Origin of the sequence: Actinoalloteichus sp. GBA129-24 (assembly GCF_001941645.1) — a bacterium.
Lineage (GTDB): Bacteria > Actinomycetota > Actinomycetes > Mycobacteriales > Pseudonocardiaceae > Actinoalloteichus_A > Actinoalloteichus_A fjordicus.
In genome coordinates this window covers 2,141,030-2,160,350 of the sequence record NZ_CP016077.1, presented here as the reverse complement: position 1 = coordinate 2,160,350, position 19,321 = coordinate 2,141,030, and the positions used below count along the sequence as shown (strand labels likewise).

The 19,321-nt window shown below is 71.5% G+C and carries 16 protein-coding genes; 4 read left to right on the top strand and 12 right to left on the bottom strand.

Annotated elements, in window-relative coordinates:
• Positions 1-11 precede the first annotated feature (11 nt).
• The 8 genes from ileS to xylB form a co-directional block, all read right to left on the bottom strand.
• The gene (gene ileS / locus UA75_RS09750) at positions 12-3,176 is read right to left on the bottom strand and encodes an isoleucine--tRNA ligase (RefSeq protein ID WP_075739972.1); all 3,165 of its coding nucleotides are present in this window, start codon (positions 3,174-3,176) and stop codon (positions 12-14) included.
• Positions 3,177-3,661: 485 nt separating this feature from the next.
• A complete protein-coding gene (locus tag UA75_RS09745) occupies positions 3,662-4,489 on the bottom strand; it encodes a DivIVA domain-containing protein (protein WP_075739971.1) in 828 nt (275 codons plus the stop codon).
• Positions 4,490-4,566: 77 nt separating this feature from the next.
• The gene (locus UA75_RS09740; RefSeq protein ID WP_075739970.1) at positions 4,567-4,851 is read right to left on the bottom strand and encodes a YggT family protein; all 285 of its coding nucleotides are present in this window, start codon (positions 4,849-4,851) and stop codon (positions 4,567-4,569) included.
• Between the two features lie 25 nt (positions 4,852-4,876).
• Positions 4,877-5,494 (bottom strand): cell division protein SepF, encoded by a 618-nt coding sequence (locus UA75_RS09735; protein ID WP_075739969.1) that lies wholly within the window; start codon positions 5,492-5,494, stop codon positions 4,877-4,879.
• Between the two features lie 103 nt (positions 5,495-5,597).
• The gene (locus UA75_RS09730; protein ID WP_075739968.1) at positions 5,598-6,344 is read right to left on the bottom strand and encodes a YggS family pyridoxal phosphate-dependent enzyme; all 747 of its coding nucleotides are present in this window, start codon (positions 6,342-6,344) and stop codon (positions 5,598-5,600) included.
• Complete coding sequence (gene pgeF, locus UA75_RS09725) at positions 6,341-7,051, bottom strand: peptidoglycan editing factor PgeF (RefSeq protein ID WP_075739967.1); 711 nt, start codon at positions 7,049-7,051, stop codon at positions 6,341-6,343. Before pgeF ends, UA75_RS09730 begins: the two co-directional genes overlap by 4 nt.
• A 237-nt stretch (positions 7,052-7,288) precedes the next feature.
• Positions 7,289-8,662, bottom strand: coding sequence for a cell division protein FtsZ (ftsZ, locus tag UA75_RS09720; protein ID WP_075739966.1), 1,374 nt, complete (start codon positions 8,660-8,662; stop codon positions 7,289-7,291).
• A 509-nt stretch (positions 8,663-9,171) separates the two neighbouring features.
• Complete coding sequence (gene xylB / locus UA75_RS09715; RefSeq protein WP_083683069.1) at positions 9,172-10,629, bottom strand: xylulokinase; 1,458 nt, start codon at positions 10,627-10,629, stop codon at positions 9,172-9,174.
• Positions 10,630-11,309: 680 nt separating this feature from the next.
• Here xylB and UA75_RS09705 point away from each other — a divergent pair.
• The 4 genes from UA75_RS09705 (at position 11,310) to UA75_RS34895 (ending at position 14,312) form a co-directional block, all read left to right on the top strand.
• A complete protein-coding gene (locus UA75_RS09705) occupies positions 11,310-12,158 on the top strand; it encodes a LamB/YcsF family protein (RefSeq protein WP_083683068.1) in 849 nt (282 codons plus the stop codon).
• Positions 12,159-12,163: 5 nt separating this feature from the next.
• Positions 12,164-12,922 carry a 5-oxoprolinase subunit B family protein gene (locus tag UA75_RS09700; RefSeq protein WP_083683067.1) on the top strand — a complete coding sequence of 253 codons (759 nt, stop codon included), beginning with the start codon at positions 12,164-12,166 and terminating at the stop codon, positions 12,920-12,922.
• On the top strand, positions 12,922-13,803 hold the full coding sequence (locus UA75_RS09695; RefSeq protein WP_083683066.1) for a biotin-dependent carboxyltransferase family protein: 882 nt from the start codon (positions 12,922-12,924) through the stop codon (positions 13,801-13,803). The genes UA75_RS09700 and UA75_RS09695 overlap by 1 nt, the downstream gene beginning before the upstream one ends.
• A 374-nt stretch (positions 13,804-14,177) precedes the next feature.
• Positions 14,178-14,312, top strand: coding sequence for a hypothetical protein (locus UA75_RS34895; RefSeq protein ID WP_257787504.1), 135 nt, complete (start codon positions 14,178-14,180; stop codon positions 14,310-14,312).
• Positions 14,313-14,509: 197 nt separating this feature from the next.
• On the opposite strand, the gene UA75_RS09690 is transcribed toward UA75_RS34895, so the two are convergent.
• The 4 genes from UA75_RS09690 to murC form a co-directional block, all read right to left on the bottom strand.
• Positions 14,510-15,355 (bottom strand): helix-turn-helix domain-containing protein, encoded by an 846-nt coding sequence (locus UA75_RS09690; protein WP_075739964.1) that lies wholly within the window; start codon positions 15,353-15,355, stop codon positions 14,510-14,512.
• 201 nt (positions 15,356-15,556) lie between these two features.
• A complete protein-coding gene (gene fgd / locus UA75_RS09685; RefSeq protein ID WP_075739963.1) occupies positions 15,557-16,573 on the bottom strand; it encodes a glucose-6-phosphate dehydrogenase (coenzyme-F420) in 1,017 nt (338 codons plus the stop codon).
• A gap of 321 nt (positions 16,574-16,894) precedes the next feature.
• Positions 16,895-17,830, bottom strand: coding sequence for a cell division protein FtsQ/DivIB (locus tag UA75_RS09680; RefSeq protein WP_083683065.1), 936 nt, complete (start codon positions 17,828-17,830; stop codon positions 16,895-16,897).
• Positions 17,831-19,282 carry a UDP-N-acetylmuramate--L-alanine ligase gene (murC, locus tag UA75_RS09675; protein WP_075743609.1) on the bottom strand — a complete coding sequence of 484 codons (1,452 nt, stop codon included), beginning with the start codon at positions 19,280-19,282 and terminating at the stop codon, positions 17,831-17,833.
• Between the last annotated feature and the right edge of the window lie 39 nt (positions 19,283-19,321).

Genomic DNA, 19,321 nt, shown 5'->3' with positions numbered 1-19,321 from the left:
GGCAGTGCCTCTCAGGCCCTGGTGACGGCGACGGCGATCTCCGCGCCCTCGCCGACCGTGCCCGCGAAGCCGCCGTCGACCGGGCCGAAGACGACCCGCACGGCGAGCGTCTCCTGGGCGAGGAAGCCCTCCCTCGGCCGCAGCGAGTCGACGACCTCGGCCCCGGCCTGAACCGTCAGCTCGATGCGGTCGGACACGTCGAAGTCCGCGTCCCGGCGGGCCTGCTGCACCACCCGGACCACGTCCTTGGCCAGTCCCTCGGCCGCCAGCTCCTCGGTCACCTCGGTGTCGAGCACCACCACGCCCGTACCGCCGGGCAGCGCCGAGGTCGCCGACGGGTCGGCGGCCACCAGCCGCTCCTCGAACTCGCCGGGCAGCAGCCGGACGCCCGCCGCCGAGACGGTGCCGTCGGACTCCTGAGTCCATTCGCCCGCCTTGACCGCGCGGATCACCTGCTGCACGGCCTTGCCGAGCCTCGGTCCGGCGGCCCTGGCGTTGACCACGACCTCGAACCGACCGTAGGCGGACACCTCCGTGGTCAGCTCGACGTTCTTGACGTTGACCTCGTCCCGGATCAGTCCGGTGAAGGGTTCCAGGGCCGCCGCGTCCGGCGCCGCCACCACGAGCGTGCGCAGCGGCAGCCGGACCCGCAGCCTGGCGGCCTTGCGCAGCGCGGAGGTGGTGGAGCAGACCTGCCGCACCCGGTCCATCGCGATGACCAGGGCCGGGTCGGCGGGCAGCTCGTCCACCAGCGGCCAGTCGGCCAGGTGCACCGACCTGCCCCCGGTCAGGCCGCGCCACACCGCCTCCGTGGTCAGCGGCAGCAGCGGGGCCGCGACCCGGCAGACGACCTCCAACACGGTGTGCAGAGTGTCCACCGCCGCCTGTTCGCCCGCCCAGAACCGCTCACGGGAGCGTCGGACGTACCAGTTGGTCAGCACCTCCAGGAAGTCCTCGATCAGCGAGCAGGCGCCCGGCAGGTCGTGCACGTCGAACGCGGCGCCCACGTCGACGACCAGCTCATGCGTCTTGGCCAGCACGTACCGGTCCAGGACATGGGTGGAGACGGTCCGTCCCGTCCGCTCGGTGAAGTCGGGATCGGTCTGCGAGGCCCCCTCGAGCGACTCCGCATTGGCGTAGAGCGCGAGGAAGTACCACGAGTTCCACAGCGGCAGAACCGACTGTCGGACCGCGTCGCGCACCCCGCGCTCGGTGACGATGAGGTTGCCGCCGCGCAGGATCGGGCTGGCCATCAGGAACCAGCGCATCGCGTCCGAGCCGTCCCGCTGGAACACCTCGTCGACGGCCGGATAGTTGCGCAGCGACTTCGACATCTTCTGGCCGTCGTCGCCGAGCACGATGCCGTGGGCGGCGACGTTGCGGAACGCAGGCCGGTCGAACAGGGCGGTGGCCAGCACGTGCAGCGTGTAGAACCACCCCCTGGTCTGGCCGTTGTACTCCACGATGAAGTCACCGGGGTAGTGGTGCTCGAACCACTCCCGGTTCTCGAAGGGATAGTGCACCTGGGCGAAGGGCATCGAGCCCGACTCGAACCAGCAGTCCAGCACCTCGGGGACCCGGCGCATGGTGGAGCGCCCGGACGGGTCGTCCGGGTTAGGCCTGGTCAGCCGGTCGATGTACGGCCGGTGCAGGTCCTCCGGGCGCACGCCGAAGTCCCGCTCCAGCTCGTCGAGAGAGCCGTACACGTCGACCCTCGGGTAGGCCGGATCGTCGGAGGTCCACACCGGGATCGGCGAACCCCAGTAGCGGTTCCGCGAGATCGACCAGTCCCTGGCGCCCTCCAACCACTTGCCGAACTGCCCGTCCCTGATCTGGCTCGGCACCCAGTCGATCTGCTGGTTCAGCTCGACCATCCGCTCCCGGAACCGGGTCACGGCGACGAACCAGGAGGAGACCGCACGCTGGATCAGCGGGTTACGGCACCGCCAGCAGTGCGGGTAGGGGTGGTCATAGGTCTCGTGGCGCACCAGGAGCCCGGCCGCCTTGAGGTCGCGGATGATCTCCTTGTTCGCCTCGAAGACCTGCTGCCCCTCGTACGGCGGGACCTCGCTGGTGAACCGCCCCCGCGAGTCGACCGGCACGACCGGGTCGATGCCCGCCGCGTCGGTCACCGCCTTGTCCTCCTCACCGAAGGCCGGGGCGATGTGCACGATCCCGGTGCCGTCCTCGGTGGTGACGTAGTCGGCGGCCAGGATGCGGTGCGCGTTCTCCCAGCCCGCGAAGAAGTCGAAGGGCGGCGAGTACCGACGACCGAGCAGGTCGGCGCCCGTACAGCGCGCCACGATCCGCTCGGCGGCGTCCTCGCCCAGCTCCCTGGCGTAGTGCGCCAGCCGGGCCTCGGCGAGGAGATAACGCTCGCCCTCGTGCTCGACGGTCACGTACTCGACGTCCGGGTGGACGGCCATGGCGAGGTTGCTGGGCAGGGTCCACGGCGTCGTCGTCCAGATCAGGGCCCGCTCCCCGGTCTCCAGCCGCATCGCGACGGTGACCGCCGGGTCCTGCCGGTCCCGGTAGACGTCGTCCATCTTCGTCTCGGTATTGGACAGCGGCGTCTCGCAGCGCCAGCAGTACCAGAGGACCCGGAAGCCCTCGTAGACCAGGCCCTTGTCCCAGAGCGACTTGAAGGCCCACATGACGCTTTCCATGTAGTCCAGGTCGAGGGTCTTGTAGTCGTCGTCGAAGTCCACCCAGCGGGCCTGGCGCGTGACGTAGTCGCGCCACTGGTCGGTATAGCGCAGGACCGAGGTGCGGCAGGCGTCGTTGAAGACGTCGACGCCCATGGCCTCGATCTGGGACTTGTGGTCGATCCCGAGCTGTCGTTCGGCCTCCACCTCGGCGGGCAGGCCGTGGCAGTCCCAGCCGAAGCGGCGTTCGACACGCCTGCCTCGCATGGTCTGGTACCGGGGGACGACGTCCTTGACGTAGCCGGTGAGCAGGTGCCCGTAGTGCGGAAGACCGTTGGCGAAGGGGGGGCCGTCGTAGAAGACGAACTCGTTGGAGCCGTTCTCTCCGGAGGGGCGGGCTTGCACGCTCGCCGCGAAGGTGTCGTCGGCCGACCAGTAGGACAGCACCGCGTTCTCCAGCTCGGGGAAGAACGGCTGCGCGGGCACGCCTGCGGTGTCCGGACCGGTGAGACGGACCTTGGGGTAGGCCATCGGAGATACTCCTCGCAGGGTGGTGGCGGTCGTCGCGGAGGCCCGCCGTTCGCGGACTCCCTCCGGGGACGACGTGTCGCCTTCGACACCCCGCGGTACCACCCCGCTTGCCGACGCACCCCGCAGCAGCGCGGACGTCGACCTCTCGTTCAGGGCTGTGACGGGCCCGCCCGGCCGGCTCTACTGCGGGCCGTCTCGGCCCGGTTCTTCCGGCGGCTCCCCGGTGATGGCCGGATCAAAGCCTGTTACGCACAGATTAGCGCCGAGGTCGAATCCTTTTCGCCCGACCCGGCGCCCGGAGGGGCGCTCCGACGCCCGGCCGCCGCCGGGCCGGTCGGGCCGCCTTCGCTGCACCGCTGCAGGGCCCGTCGAAGCGGCCCGGTCGACCGGGCCGAGACAGACGGCACCGCCCCAGCGGAGTCCGCTGGGGCGGTCGACGGTTCTCGACGCCGATCCCGACCGACGTCGCCGGTCGGCCTCGGTGCTCAGCCCGCCTCGGCGGTGCGACCGCCGAAGCTGTATCCCGTCTGGTGACTCGATCGGGTGGACTCGGCGGACGGGACGGCGCTGCCCCGGTCCTCCAGCTCACGGAGCTGCGAGTCCAACATCGTCTTGAGCCTGGTGCGGTACTCGCGTTCGAAGGTGCGCAGCACCTCGATCTCCTTCTCCAGGCTGTTCTTCTCCTGGGTGATCCCCGCGAGGATCTCGGAGTGCTTGCGCTGCGCGTCGCGTTCGAGGGTGGCGGCCTTCTCCCTGGACTGGCGCTCCACGGTCTCGGAGCGGGTCCTGGCGTCGCCCAGCATGGTCTCGGCTCGCGTACGAGCCTCGTTCACCATGCCGTCGGACTTGGTCCGCGCGTCGGAGAGCAGCTGCTCGGACTTCGTCCTCGCCTCCGACAGCATCCCGTCGGCCTCGGCCTTCGCCTCCCCGGTGAGGCGGTCGGCCATCTCCTGCGCCAGTCCGAGGACCTTGGCGGCCTGGACGTGGTGGTCGCCCCCCGGCGCGGTCTGCTCCACCAGCGACGGCGGCGGCACCGGCGAGAGCCTGCGCGGCTCCTCCACCGGCCTGCTCGCCGCGACGGGTGCGGCCGCGGCTCCTGCTCGGGCGTCCTCCAGGTCAGCGCGCGCGTTGTCGAGCTGCTGATCCAGCTGCTCGATCTGGTTGCGCAGTTCGTTGTTCTCCTCGATCAGTCTTGCGAGTTCGCCTTCAACCAGGTCGAGGAATGCGTCCACCTCGTCCTCGTTGTAGCCCCGCTTGCCAATCGGTGGCTTGCTGAACGCGACGTTGTGCACGTCGGCGGGCGTCAACGGCATGGCTAGATCACCTCACGCACTCCTCGACAGCGGAACCCCGGAGCTCCCCGCTGCCCGGTCTGCCCGTGTCGTCTTGTTCAAGTCGGGATCACCAGTCGCATCAGGATGAAGACGACCAGCAGTAGAACCATAATCGACAGGTCTAGTCCGACCCCGCCGATCCGAACTGTCGGGATCACGCGTCGCAGCGCGCGAACCGGCGGGTCGGTCACTGTGTAGATGGTCTCAAGCGCGACCGCAACCCCCCCGGCCGGACGCCAGTCCCTGGCGAACGACCGAACCAGCTCCACCACGATACGCGCCATCAAGAGCAGCCAGAAGAAGAAGAGCGCGTAGTACGCGATGATCCGGAAGAGTTCCACACCCCAACTCTGCCATCATCTGCCGTCAGCCGAACAGACCGCCCTCGGCGATCCGCCGCCGCTGCTCCGCCGTGACGTCCACATCGGCGGGTGAGAGCAGGAAGACCTTGCTCGTCACCTTGTCGATGTCCCCCCGAAGAGCGAACGCCAGCCCAGCGGCGAAGTCGACGAGACGACGGGCGTCGGCGTCGGTCATCTCGGTCAGGTTGATGATCACCGGGGTGCCCTCGCGGTAGTGCTCCCCGATGGTCCTGGCCTCGATGTAAGTCTTGGGGTGCAGCGTCGTGATCCGACCCGCGGCCGCCCCTGCCGCGCCGGAGACGACGGACTCCGCCGCAGGTCGCAGTCGGGTGACCGAGTCACGCTGCGAGTCGACCGCCAGTGCTCCGCGCGTGGCGGGCTGGGGCGACCAGGAGCTCCGGGTCCTCGACCTGCTCTGAACAGCCTCGACGGCGTCATCGTCCTCGTCGAAGTCGACCGGCCGGTATCCACCGCGCAGCGCGGTGGCACGCCGCGACCGAGCCCCCACCCGGTCGGGGTAGGACTCGTACTCGTCGGCCTCGTAACCTGCCTCGTCGTAGTCGTCCATGTCCTCGGCGGGGACCATGCCGAAGTAGGCCTTCAGCTTCTGTAGTGCGCTCATCGACAGCCCTTCCCCGCATCCGGACTGGCTGACCTGGCCAACGTCCCGACGCCTGTCCCGACGACGGTGTCACCCGCCGTCTGCCTCCCCACAACGCCCGTACTCACGCTATCGGCCTGGTACCCAGAAGCGCCGTTCCGACACGCACACTCGTGGAGCCCGCCGCAATCGCCCGTTCGAGGTCATTACTCATCCCCGCCGAGATCTCCACCGCATGCGGATGATCACGTCGCAGCAGGTCGGATACCGTGTGCAAGGTCTCGAAGGAGCGCTCAGAGTCTCCTCCCAGCGGGGCGACAGCCATCACCCCAATGAGTCGTAATTCACCTGAATGGTCGATCATTTCTGCGATCTGCGCCACCTCTTTCGGGGGACAACCGCCTCTCCCCGGCGCCCCGTCGAGGCTGACCTGCACCAACGCATCGAGACGAGACTCACGTTCGCCCGCCTCGCGCGCCGCCGCCGAGGCCCGCGCCAACGCCTCGACGAGTCGGGGGCTGTCGACCGACTCGACGACGTCGGCCCATCTGGCCACCGACCTCGCCTTGTTCCGCTGCACCTGCCCCACCATGTGCCAGCGAATCGGCAGTTCCGGCCGCAGCCCGGCGACCTCGGCGGCCTTGGGCGCCGCGTCCTGATCACGGTTCTCCCCGAACTCGGTGAGTCCGAGATCACCGAGCAGGGCGGCATCCGAAGCCGGAAAAGTCTTGGTGACGGCGAGCAGCCGGACCGCGTCGAGCGGTCGGCCTGCGGTCAGGCAGGCCGCGGCGATGCGCTCACGCACCGCTGCCAGCCGCCCGGACAGGAACTCGCGGCGCTCGCTTTCGCCGGTAAAGTCCTGTTCACTCACGAGGCAGGCTCCAGCCAGATCGCCGCGCCGAATCGCCCAGTGGTCGATTCCCTGCGGTGACTGAACAGTTCCGGCGACTCCACGGTGCACCGAGGATCGACACCGAGCCGCGCGATCCCGGCGTCGGTGAGCTGCCTGCGAAGCCCTGCCCGCAGATCCAGCCCCGGCCTGCCCTGCCGGGTCCGCGATGCCGAACCGGGCAGGTGAGCCTCGACGTCGGCACGCATCGCGGCGGGCACCTCGTAGCACTTCCCGCAGATCGACGGGCCCAACAACGCCTCCACCCGATCGACGCTGGCGCCCACCTCGGTCATCGCCCGCAGCGCGGCGGTCACGACACCGACCCGGCTGCCGACCCGCCCGGCGTGCACCGCCGAGACGACGCCCGCCACCGGATCCGCGAGCAGCACCGGCACGCAGTCGGCGACCAGTGCGACCAGTGCCAGTCCCGGTCTCGTGGTGACCAGTGCGTCGGTCGCCTCCACCGGCGCGGGGGTCGCACCGTCCACGATCGCCGTGCTCCGGCCGTGGACCTGCTCCATCCAGGCCAGGCCGTTCGGCGTCGCCGGGAGTTCGGCGGCGAGCCGCCGTCGATTGGCCTCGACCGAGGCCGGGTCGTCGCCGACGTGGTCACCGAGGTTGAACGAGTCGTACGGGGCCGAGGACACGCCACCATCCCGCGTGGTGATCACTCGCCGAACGCGCACCCGTAACCCCTCCTCCGCCGAAGAGTCTGCCGTGCCCCGCGCCGCTCCCCGCCGACGCGACGGAGGGACTGCGAAGCCAGGTGCCTTCTCGAGCACCGGGCATCCCCACCAAGGGCGATCCTAGAGCCGGGTGGGCCGCGCCTCCGAAGCCGGGCACGCCCCGCGACCGAGTCGTGACGCGATCGAGCCCGCGACACGATCAGTTCGTGTCACGGGCTCGGCGGACGACCGTGCGGTTCAGCGTCGCATGAAGGGCGGGATGTCGACCTCGTCGTCCTCGCCGTCGTCGGACACCGGCAGGGACCGACCGGGCAGGCCGCCCGGCCGAGGCGTCCCCGGCAGCGTCGAGCGGGAGCCGTCATAGCCGCCCAGATCACGACCGGGCTGCTGCCCAGCGGAGTCCAGCCCGCCGAAACGGCCGCCATGCATCGGCGGCGGCATCGTCGGCCGGGGCCCCATCGGGTCGGACTGCCGTGACACCGCAGGCGTGACGGGGTTGGAGTTCATCGAAGGCTGGTGATGGTGCACGGGCGCCGCGCGTTCTGGAACGTGTTCCTGCTCCGTCGGCGGCGGTTCTCCCGATCCCGGCGGGCGACCCGAGGTCGCCGACGCCAGGGGAGCCCGCGAGCTGACCGGTGCCGGTTCCAGCTTCTTGTGCGTCGGCCCGCCGCTGTCGAAGCCCGCCGCGATCACCGTCACCCTGACCTCGTCGCCGAGTGAGTCGTCGATCACCGTACCGAAGATGATGTTCGCCTCGGGGTGCGCGGACTCCTGGACGAGCGAGGCCGACTCGTTGATCTCGAACAGGCCCAGGTCGGAGCCGCCCGCGATGGAGAGCAGCACGCCGTGCGCACCGTCCATCGACGCCTCGAGCAATGGCGAGTTGATCGCCTTCTGCGCGGCCTGCACGGCTCTGCCCTCGCCTCTGGCCGAGCCGATGCCCATCAAGGCACTGCCCGCCCCGGACATGACGCTCTTCACGTCGGCGAAGTCGAGGTTGATCAGACCCGGCGTGGTGATCAGGTCGGTGATGCCCTGCACACCGGAGAGCAGGACCTCGTCGGCCGAGCGGAAGGCGTCCATGAGGCTGACGCCGATGTCACCGAGCTGGAGGAGTCGGTCGTTGGGGATGACGATCAGGGTGTCGCACTCGTTGCGCAGCTCCTGAATGCCGTCCTCGGCCTGCTTCCCCCGCCGCTTGCCCTCGAAGGAGAACGGTCGGGTGACCACGCCGATGGTCAGTGCGCCGAGCTTGCGAGCGATCGAGGCGACGACCGGCGCGCCGCCGGTTCCGGTGCCACCGCCCTCTCCCGCCGTGACGAACACCATGTCGGCGCCCTTGAGGACCTCCTCGATCTCCTCCCGGTGGTCCTCGGCGGCCCGGTGTCCGACCTCGGGATTGGCTCCCGCCCCGAGACCGCGCGTGAGTTCGCGGCCGATGTCGAGCTTGACGTCCGCATCGGACATCAACAGCGCCTGGGCATCGGTGTTGACCGCGATGAACTCAACACCCTTGAGCCCGACCTCGATCATGCGGTTGACTGCGTTGACTCCGCCGCCACCGATGCCGACGACCTTTATCACCGCGAGATAGTTGTGCGGGGGCGTCATCGGATCCGCCTTCCTGATCGTGGCTCGTGCTCGGGCTGTCGTGCCTGCGCCTGCACGTCCAGGCCGCCTGCCCTGGACCGACAGAGGTCGACCTCCGCGATGAGGCCGGAGGCCCGTCGACCCCGGTACTTCCGCTGCGGACGTTAGGCACCGTAGCGCCCCCGGTCCAGCAGCCACGCCGGGCGCCGGTGATGTGAGACATCACCCGCGCGGGATCGGTCCCCTGCGGATGATCACCAGAACATCCAAGCGGTCGCCCGAGTCTGATGCAAGCCTGCCAGACGAACGGCCCCGATGCGCGCCACACCGTCGTTCTGATCGGAGAACGGGCGTCGCCGACGAGACCGAGGGCAGGCGCAGCCGACGGCGAGTCCGCCGCGCACCAGCGGACCGGTGGGTGTGCGACCTGATCGAGTCGGACGCACCACTGTGGAGGACTACTCGGTGGGGGATCACCCGCCGGAGGATCACTCGGCGGAGCATCACCCTGTGGCGGATCGCGGGTCGGTTCAGTGGTGCCCGTGCCCGAACTCGTCCTCCGCGGGCGGCTCCACCAGGTCTCGATAACGGTCGAAGGCCGCGCTGTGATCCCGGCCGCTCGGCCGGACCGGGCTGCCGTCGGCGCGACCGGCGGGCGGGACGGGAAGCCCGGCCCCGGCCGCGGCGAGTATCGCCGCACCCACCGCGGAGGCGCTGCGCAGTTCCACAGGAGACAGCTCCACGTCCAGCACATCGGCCACCAGCGCACGAAACCGGTCGTCCCGGATGCCGCCACCGGCGAGGCGGATCACGTCCGGCAGCGGCTCAGGGAGGGCGCTCGCGGCATCGCGGATGGCGAAGGCGACGCCCTCGACGGCGGCCCGCAGGATCGTCCGCCGGTCGTGGCCGAGCCGCAGACCGGTGAACGTCGAGGCCAGCGTCGGGTCCATCCTCGGGGTGCGCTCGCCGGTGAGGTACGGCACGAAGGTCACCCCGTCGGCGCCGGGTTCGCCCTCGGCCGCCGCCGCGTACACCTCGGACCAGTCGGCGCCGAGCAGGGACCGGACCCAGTCCAGTGCCAGTCCGGCGTTCTGCACCGCCGCCATCCGATACCAGCCCTGCGGCCGCGCCGTCCGGTAGAGATGGACGAGCGGCTGCGGTGCGGCGCTCGGATCGTCGGTGAGCGAGACGAGTTGGGCACCGCTGCCGATGGTGAGCTGGACCTCACCGGGTCTGAGACCGGTGGCCAGCAGCGCGGCCGGGGTGTCGGCCGCGCCGAACACCACCGGAATGCCCGCAGGCAGCCCCAGTTCGGCAGCCTCGGCGGGCCGCAGCGCCCCGGCGGTCGCCTCGGAGTGCCCTACCGGCGGCAGCAGCCGAGACGGCAGGCCCATGGCCTCGACGGCGCGCTCCGACCAGGTGTCCGCCGCGACGTCCCACAGCAGCGTCGCCGATGCATCGCTCGGATCGGTGCCGACCGCGCCGGTCAGCCGCAGCCGCAGCCAGTCCTTGGGCAGCAGCAGCCGATCGGCCGTCGCGCAGTGCTCGGGTTCGTGCTCGGCCACCCAGCTCAGCAGCGGACCGGTCATGCCGGGGGTGATCGGGTTGGCCAGTCTGCCGCGCAGCACCGTCGGCAACTCGCCCCACTCCTCGGACTGGGCCAGGGCCCGCCGGTCCGGCCAGAGCAGCGCGGGCCGGACCGGATCGCCGTGTCGATCCACCAGGACGAGCCCGTGCATCTGCCCGGTCACGCCCACTCCCCGGACGGCGACCGCAGAGCGCGTGCCGCAGCGGGCCACCGCCTGTCCGACGGCGTGCACGACGGCGATCCACCAGTCCCTCGGATCAGCCTCGGCCCAGCCTGCCCGTGCGCTGTGCAGGGGGCAGTCGGCGGAGCCCTCGCTGAGGATCTCGCCCGATGCCGCCAGGAGCACGGTCTTGACCCCGCTCGTCCCCAGGTCGATGCCCAACAGCGCCTCGGTCGTCACCGGGACAGCCTCTCATCAACCCCCAGGCCGGGGCACGAACGCCGACCCGTGTCCCCGGCCCTCGGCCGCGCCCCGGACCGGCGTCCGGCAGGGTCCCGCGTAAGGCCGGGTTCGATGTGCCGCCGGGTTCGACTGGACATGCGGAGTCCGCGCGGGCGGCGCGCCTGGTACGAGTCCGCGCGCGTCGATCCCGGACCGGACGGGCCCCACCGCCTGCCGCAGCTCCTGCTCGGACAGCCGATCGTCGGCGGAGGCCCCGTCCTGCCCGGTGTCGGCCACCACCCAGGCACCCGGTGGCGGGACTGTGCTCGACCTTTCACACCCCATGACCAGAAACGGCAGACCATCGCGGCGGTATGGGTCTACCGGGGCGGCGACGCGGATCGGGAACTGCTGCCGATGGCCGAGGCGTTCGGGCCGAACGGGCAGACGTCCCGATCGGCGCCCGACCGACGGGCACCGCACACACCCCGGCGTCGGACCGCGCTCCGCACGGCCCGTCGATGCACGGCGTCTGCCGGACACCGGCCCTGCTCGGCGACGGCGGACATCGCCGCCGGACGTTCTCCGACGACCGTGACGGCGGGTCCGCCGGGGGGTGCGGGCCGCTAGCCGGCAGGCTCGACGACCATGGAGATGCCGGGCAGGCTGCCCGGCATGAACGCGGAGGGCGACCGGCGATGGACACGAGCAGCGGTCCCGAGGGAACGGCAGGCAGGACCGGCACCGATCCGAGCGAGGCAGGGACGGGTACGCGGTCACGGCCGACCACGTCCACGGTGGACCTCAACTGCGATCTCGGCGAGGGCTTCGGGATCTGGACACTCGGCGACGACGACGCGCTGCTGGACGTGGTGACCAGTGCCAACATCGCCTGCGGCTTCCATGCCGGCGATCCGAGCATCCTGCGCAAGGTCACCGATCGGGCCGTGGCCGCAGGCGTGGTGATCGGCGCCCAGGTCTCCTACCGCGACCTGGCAGGCTTCGGTCGTCGCTTCATCGACGTCGAACCGGCGGCGCTGGCCGACGACATCGTCTACCAGCTCGGCGCGCTCGACGGATTCGCCAGAATCGCGGGCGACCGGGTCCGCTACGTCAAACCGCATGGCGCGCTGTACAACGCGATCGTGACCCACACCGAGCAGGCGGCCGCCGTCGTCGCGGCGGTGCGGGACTACGACCCGACGCTGGCGGTGCTGGGGCTGCCCGGCTCGCAGTGGCTGGCCCACGCCGAGGCAGCCGGGCTGTCCACGGTCCACGAGGCCTTCGCCGATCGTGCCTACACGGCCCGAGGCACACTCGTATCGCGCCGCGAGGCGAACGCGGTGCTGCACGACGCCTCGGAGATCGCCGACCGGTGCGTCCGGATGGTGCGTGACGGCGTGGTGCGGGCGACGACGGGCGAGGACGTCGAGGTCCGGCCGCATTCACTGTGCGTCCACGGCGACACACCGGGCGCGGTGGCCATCGCCCGGCTGGTGCGGGATCGGCTCACGGCGGCGGGCATCACTCTCGAGGCCTTCCGGTGAGCGTCATGCGGAATCCCGACGCCGAGCCGGACGCCGACGCCTCTCCCCCCACCGAGGCGGGCAGGCACGCGACGGCCCCGCCCGAGTCGAGCGACCCGGCGAGCACCCCCGCCTCGCCCGCCGACGCGAGCGTCCCCACTACTGCGCCGAGGCCTGCCGTCCACCGCGTCGGACGCGGTGCGCTGCTCGTGGAACTCGACGACCTCACCCAGGTACAGGCCCTGCACCATTCGCTGACCGCCGACCGGCCCGAGGCGGTCGACGAGATCGTGCCTGCGGCACGCACCGTGCTGATCTCCTTCGATGCCGACCGGCTGGCGGCGGACCGGCTGATCACCGAGCTGAGATCGCGAGACCTCTCCCCCGTTCCGAACCGGGAGGGCACCCTGGTGGAGATCCCGGTGTCCTATTCCGGACCCGACCTCGGGGAGGTCGCCGAGCTGACCGGACTGTCCGAACAGGACGTGGTGCGACGCCACTGCGGCCGGGAGTACCGGGTCGCGTTCTGCGGATTCGCCCCCGGCTTCGGTTACCTGGTCGGCGGCGACCCGCTGCTCACGGTGCCGCGCCGGGAGACCCCGAGGGTTCGGGTGCCCGGCGGGTCGGTGGCCGTCGCCGACGAGTTCAGCGCGGTCTACCCCCGGGACTCCCCCGGCGGCTGGCGACTGCTGGGCCGGACCGAGCTGGCGTTGTGGCAGACCGATCGGCCTGAGCCTGCCCTGTTGACGCCGGGGGACCGCGTCCGCTTCCGCGAGGTGCGCTGATGTCCGTCGAACGACGCGCCTCGATGACGGTGCACGCGCCCGGATCACTGGCCACGGTGCAGGACCTCGGCCGCCCCGGCTACGCGGCGCTGGGGGTGACCCGTTCCGGCGCGGCCGACCGGCCCGCGCTGCGCCTCGCCAACCGGCTGGTGGGCAATGCCGAGTCCTGCGCGGCGATCGAGGCCACGTTCGGCGGCCTGCGGGTCGAGTTCGACGCGCCCACCCTGCTGGCGCTCACCGGAGCGCCGCTGCCCGCCGCCCTGAACGGGCGGGCGATCGGCATGCACGGCCCGGTCTGGGCCGAGGCGGGCGAGGAGTTGAGTCTGGGCCTGCCCGCCCTCGGTCTCCGCACCTATCTCGCGGTGCGTGGCGGCATCGCCGTTCCGCCGATACTCGGATCTCGCTCCACCGACCTGCTCTCCGGGCTGGGTCCCGCGCCGCTGGTCGAGGGCACCCGACTGCCGTTGGGACCCCGGCCCGAGGACTGGCCGGTGGTGAGTCAGGCGCCGGTGGCCCCGCTGCCCGAGATCCCGGTGCTGCGGCTGCACCCCGGCCCCCGAGACGACTGGTTCGACCCGGAGGCCCTCCGGCTGCTGTGCACGAGCGACTACGAGGTGACGGAGCAGAGCAATCGCGTCGGCCTACGGCTGGCAGGCCCGCCGCTGCGCCGCCGGGTGTCGCGCGAGCTGCCCTCCGAAGGCATGGTCCGGGGCGCGATCCAGGTGCCCGCGAGCGGCCTGCCCGTGCTGTTCCACGTCGACCATCCAGTCACCGGCGGCTACCCGGTCATCGCCGTGGTGGACGAGGACGACCTGCCTGCCGCCGCCCAGGTCCGGCCCGGCGGGCTGCTCCGCTTCCGGCTCGCGACCGGGCCAGGCTGAGGCTCGACTCGGCGGCCCTGCCGCTCGGCAGATCCTCGCCCGGCCGGACTGACGGGCCCACCCCCGGACTGACTCGACAGGCCCGTCGCCCCGCCTGTGGTGAACCCTCGGCAACCGATGGCACCAGTCCTCGGGCGGCCTGCCGGGCGGGCCTGGACCGCCGTCCCGCCGCCGCGAGTACCGCCGGGGCTTGCCGGGCGACGCTGGTGACCAGGGATCGACGCGACGCCGGTCCCCCGCGACCGAGCGGAGAGCAGTACGGCTTCCCGTCCGGCGGGCGTTCGGTTGCCTGCACTGTCGAGCAGCCAGGAGTACGTCTCGACCACGAGCAGGACCGTGAGCCTCCTGCCGAGCGGTCCTCGGCAGGGAGCCCGATGGCCGCGATTCGTGCTCGTCCTTCTTCCGAACCTCGTCGAGACCAGTTCACCAGGGCGACAGGCGCCAGGACCGTTTCCCAGCCTGGCATCACCGGGCTGTCCCTCGACGCCGCCGCCGAGGAGTCGGACTGACCATGGACGGCCATGGACGGCCATGGACGGCCATGAGACCGAGCACGAGGACCGCGATCCCTCGATGCCGCGATCCGCGTCACCGGGCGCGGTTCTACGCGTGACGTCCGTCGAATACGGCTCCCGCCTGGAGGGCCCGGACGGGCCGCGCCCCGTCAGAACCCCGATCACCTCGGCCGACCGCGGTGGACGGGACGTCAGCGCAGCCCTGCGGCGATGGAGTCGATCAGCCGGGCGGAGTCCGCCTCGGAGAGCGCGCTCCAGGACAGCAGGTCGAACGTCGCCGCGTAGTGCTCGACGTCCTCCGGGTGCTCCACTACCTGCGCGACGCGGTCGCTCTCCAACCAGACCGCCGACCGGCCGGGCACGTCGTCGAACCCCAGCAGGGTGAAGGCCGACTCCATCGCCGGGTGCGCTCCACTGTGGAAGGGCAGGACGCGGATCGAGAACTCGGGCTGCTGACCGGCGACCAACAGCCAGTCGAGCTGATCACGCATCTCACGAGCCCCGCCCACCAGACGCCGCAGGGCGCCCTCCCCTACCACCGAGATGAGGCGAGTGCCGTTGTCCGAGAGGGCCTCCCGCCGGGTCCGCCCGAGCCGGACCGCCTCGTCGAGTTCCTCGGCGGACAGCTCTGGCAGCGCCGCCGTCCGCACCGCTCGCAGATACCCGTCGGTCTGAGCGAGCGGCGGCAGCAGCTCGGGATGCCAGCTCCGCAGCTCCGTCGCGGTGCTCTCCATCTCCAGCTGATAGGCCCCGGCCTGGCTGACCGTGGGATGCGCCCGCTCCCACCAGCCGGGGCGGTCGGCCTCCTCGGCGAGCTCGAGGTAGCGGCCCGCCTCGGCGAGGTCGACGCCGTAGGCCGCCAGCAGCACGCGCACGTCCACCGGGCGCACCCGGCGCACGCCGTTCTCGATGCGGCTGACCGTCGGCGTCGAGAGGCTGGTCTGTCGAGCGGCCTCCAGCACGGAGATACCCCGCGCCATGCGCAGCTCACGCAGCGCGGCGCCGAGCTGCCGCCTTCTCAGGCTGGGACCGGACATGGTGGACCTCCCGCTCGGTGTGTCCTTGATCCCCACTCTGATCAACACCGGGCCCGACGCCAAGGAGGTTCACCCGACCGTGAAATCCATCGGGTGATCCTCCCGGCAGGTCGAACGTCGCGGTCGCGGTGCGGGCGCGCCCGTGGTCCGGTCCCTGGCGGCGGGCGCGTCGGCCGGGGCAGGCCTGCCTGCCCCGTCGGCTCAGCCGAGCCGAGCCGGGCTCAGCTCACGCAGGCGCGGCAGGACCTGCTCCGCGTAGAGCTGGAGGAACCGGGGCTGGTCCTCGCCGGGCGCATGGAACACCAGGTGATCGAAGCCGAGATCGAGGTACGCCTTGATCCGCTCGACGTGTTCCTCGGCGTCGTCGGAGACGATCCATCGGCTCGCGGCCTGCTCGGCGGTCAGCTCGGCGGCCAGCCGCTCCATCTCACGCGGGTCCTCCACCCCGACCTTGGACTCCGGCGGCAGCGCCAGCGCGGCCCAGTTACGGGTGTCCTCCATCGCCCTCGCGCGGTCGAGGTCGAAGGAGACCTTCACCTCGATCATGCGTTCCAGCTTCTCGGGATCGCGACCCGCCTTGGTCGCCCCCTCGACCAGGCCGGGCAGCAGCGCGTCGCGGTACAGCTCGACGCCCTTGCCGCTGGTGCAGATCATCCCGTCACCGGACCGGCCCGCGAACCGGGCCATCCTGGGTCCGCCCGCCGCGATGAAGATCGGGATCTGCTCGTCGGGCCGGTCGTAGACCGTCGCGTTCTCCGTGCGGTAGTAGGTGCCCTCATGGCTGACGTGGTCGCGCTGCCACAGCTCTCTGATCAGCCCGACCGACTCGCCGAGCCGCTCGAAGCGCTCCTTGTACGCAGGCCACTCGATCCCGGTGGCTGGCACCTCGTTGAGGGACTCCCCGGTGCCCACGCCCAGGATGACCCGGCCGGGGAAGAGCACGCCCAGCGTCGCGGTGGCCTGCGCGACCAGCGAGGGGTGGTGTCGAAACGTCGGGGTGAGCACGCTTGTGCCGATCTGCACCCTGGTGGTCCGCTCGCCGAGTGCACCGAGCCAGGCGAAGGCGTACGGCGCGTGTCCGTCGGTGTGCTTCCACGGCTGGAAGTGATCGCTGATCATCACCGAGTCGAAGCCGGCCTCCTCGGCGAGCACGCCGAACTTCAGCAGCGTGCGCGGCTCGAACTGCTCCGCCGACGCCTTGTAGCCAATCTTAAGCATCTCATCGCCTTCCTGTCCGTCCGGACATCGCCCGCCGGTCCGCCCGGTCGCGACGATCCGCTGATCATCACAAGTCGATTCGACGAGTGAGGATTCCCCGATCCGGCGCAGATCACCTTCCCGATCGGCCGCCGGATTCCGCCGCAGGACGGGCTCAGGGCGTCAGATCGAGGACCGGACCCATCGCGCCGGACTCACCGCGATCCTGGCGACGTGCTGCCGACCTCGCCAGGCGACGACCCGCCGATCGGGTGTGCCGGACCGACGCGGGTGTTCAGGACCGATGCGCAGGCCCGATCCGGGCGGCCGCAGGCGACCGGCTCAGCTGATCGTCGGCAGGTCGGGTGCGGCGACGTCGTACACCGAGCCCTCCTGCGTGAGGAGCGCGGCCAGCACCCGCCCCTTGCGCTCGGAGTCGAGGGCCTCGCCCCAGCGGACCTCGCGACCAAGGCTCAGCGCAAGCCGGATGTCCCGCGTCGAGTCCGCGCTCACCGAGAGCACCTCCGACCGGACCTCGGCAGGCAGCGAGTCCACGACCTGCACGGCCGCCAGCGTGACCGGGTCGTGCGGTCCGGGGCTGTCCACCTGCAACTCGGGCAGCCCGGCAGGAGGTTCGTCCACCGTCGCGTAGGCGAGTCCGGTCCGATCGGTGAGCCAGAGCCCGTCGGAATCGCGCAGCAGCACCACGGGCTCCCGTTCGACGACGGTCAGCACCGCCGTCGACGGCCACGAGCGTCCGACGGTGACCTCGGCAACCCTGGGCAGCCCGGCGATCCTCTCGTGCACCGTTCCGGTGTCCAGCCGCAGCATGGGCGTGCCCAGGGTGACGCCCGCCGCGTCGAGGACGTCCCCCTCCGCGAGTTCCTGGACGCCCGCGACCTCGACGGTGCGCACCGACAGCAGCGGGGTGTACCAGAGCACCGCCGCGACGGTGAGGATCGCCAGCAGCAGGATCGACAGTCCTCTGGGGCGCAACAGATCGCGCAGCACGGACCGAGGAGTCCGCCGCACCCGACGCGGTCTGCCTCGGCGCGATCGGGCCCGCACCGAGCGGCCGCGGATCGAGCGGACCGGGCCCGACCTGGTCGCGGTGTCTCCGGCGCCTCGGGCCGCCCGGCCGCCCCCGGCATTCGCACCGCCGGAGCGCCGCTCGGTCCGGGCGGACCGCGAACCGGGCCCGGCAGGTGCCGACCCGCGCGCCCCGGCCTGCCCGGCACGCCGCACGCGCCGGGCTCCCCGAACCGTGGCGGCGGCCATCTACCGCTCCTGCACCGAGGCGAGCCTGCTGAGGATCTCCGGCCCCAGCATGGTGACGTCCCCCGCGCCCATGGTGATCACCACGTCGCCGGGCCGGGTCAGCTCCGCGACGACCTCGGGCACCTGCTCGAACGACGGCTCGAACCGCACCCGCTCGGCGGGCAGCGGGACGTGCGAGGCGACCAGACTGCCGGTGACACCCGGCTCCGGCTCCTCCCTGGCGCCGTAGACGTCGAGGACCACCACCTCGTCGGCCAGCGCAAGCGCCGTCCCGAACTCGGCGGCGAAGGTCTTGGTCCGCGAGTACAGGTGGGGCTGGAAGACCACGATCAGCCGATGATCCCCCGCGACCGGTCGCGCCGCCCGCAGCTGGGCCGACACCTCCGTCGGATGGTGCGCGTAATCGTCGTAGACCCGGACCCCGCCCGCCTCGCCCTTGCGCTCGAACCGTCGGCGGACCCCGCGAAAGCCCGCCAGCCCGGCGAGCAGCTCGGCACGATCGGCGCCCAGTTCCAGGCCTGCCAGCAGCGCGGCGACCGCATTGCCCGCCATGTGCTCGCCAGGGACGGCGACCTTGATCTCCAGCCGCTCCTGGTCGGCGCCGGGGTCGCCGAGCAGGTCGACCGTGACATTGCCGAGGAGCTCGGCAGGCGCGTAACCGACGATGCGGGCGTCACCCGGCGCCTCGACGTCTCGGCCGTACCGACGGACCCGGACGCCCGCCGCCTCGGCGTGCAGGGCCAGCGCGGCCGAGCCCGGGTCGTCGACGCCGATGATCATCACGCCGCCGGGACGGACTCGGGACACGAAGGACTCGAACACCTGGGTGTAGGCCTCGGCCGTGCCGTGGTGATCCAGGTGATCCGGCTCGACGTTGGTGACCACCGCGACGTCGGGGGTGAAGAACAGGAACGAGCCGTCGCTCTCGTCTGCCTCGGCGACGAACACGTCGCCCGTGCCGTGGTGGGCGTTGGAGCCGGACTCGTTGAGATCACCGCCGATGGCGAACGACGGATCGAGCCTGCACCGCTGGAGTGCCACGGTGAGCATCGAGGTGGTCGACGTCTTGCCGTGGGTTCCGGCGACGCACACCACGCGGCGGCCGGTCGTCAGCTCCGCCAGTGCCTCGGCCCGCCGCAGCACCGTGATGCCCCGCTCCTGCGCAGCGGCGAGTTCCGGATTGACCGCCCGGATCGCGGTGGACACCACCACCGCCGTCGGCGGCTCGTCGAGCTGGTCGAGATGGTTCGCCTCGTGCCCGAGTGCCACCTTCGCGCCCTGGGCGCGCAGTGCCAGCACCGTTCGGGAGTCCTTGGCGTCGGAGCCGCTGACCTCGGCGCCCCTGGCCAGTAGAATGCGGGCGATGCCGCTCATCCCGGCGCCGCCGATGCCCACCAGGTGCACCCGCCGCAACACCGGCGGCAGCACGCCGTCGGCCTTCTGCAGTTCCATCGTTCCCCCCGTGACGCCCCGGTCCTGTCGGTCCGGTGC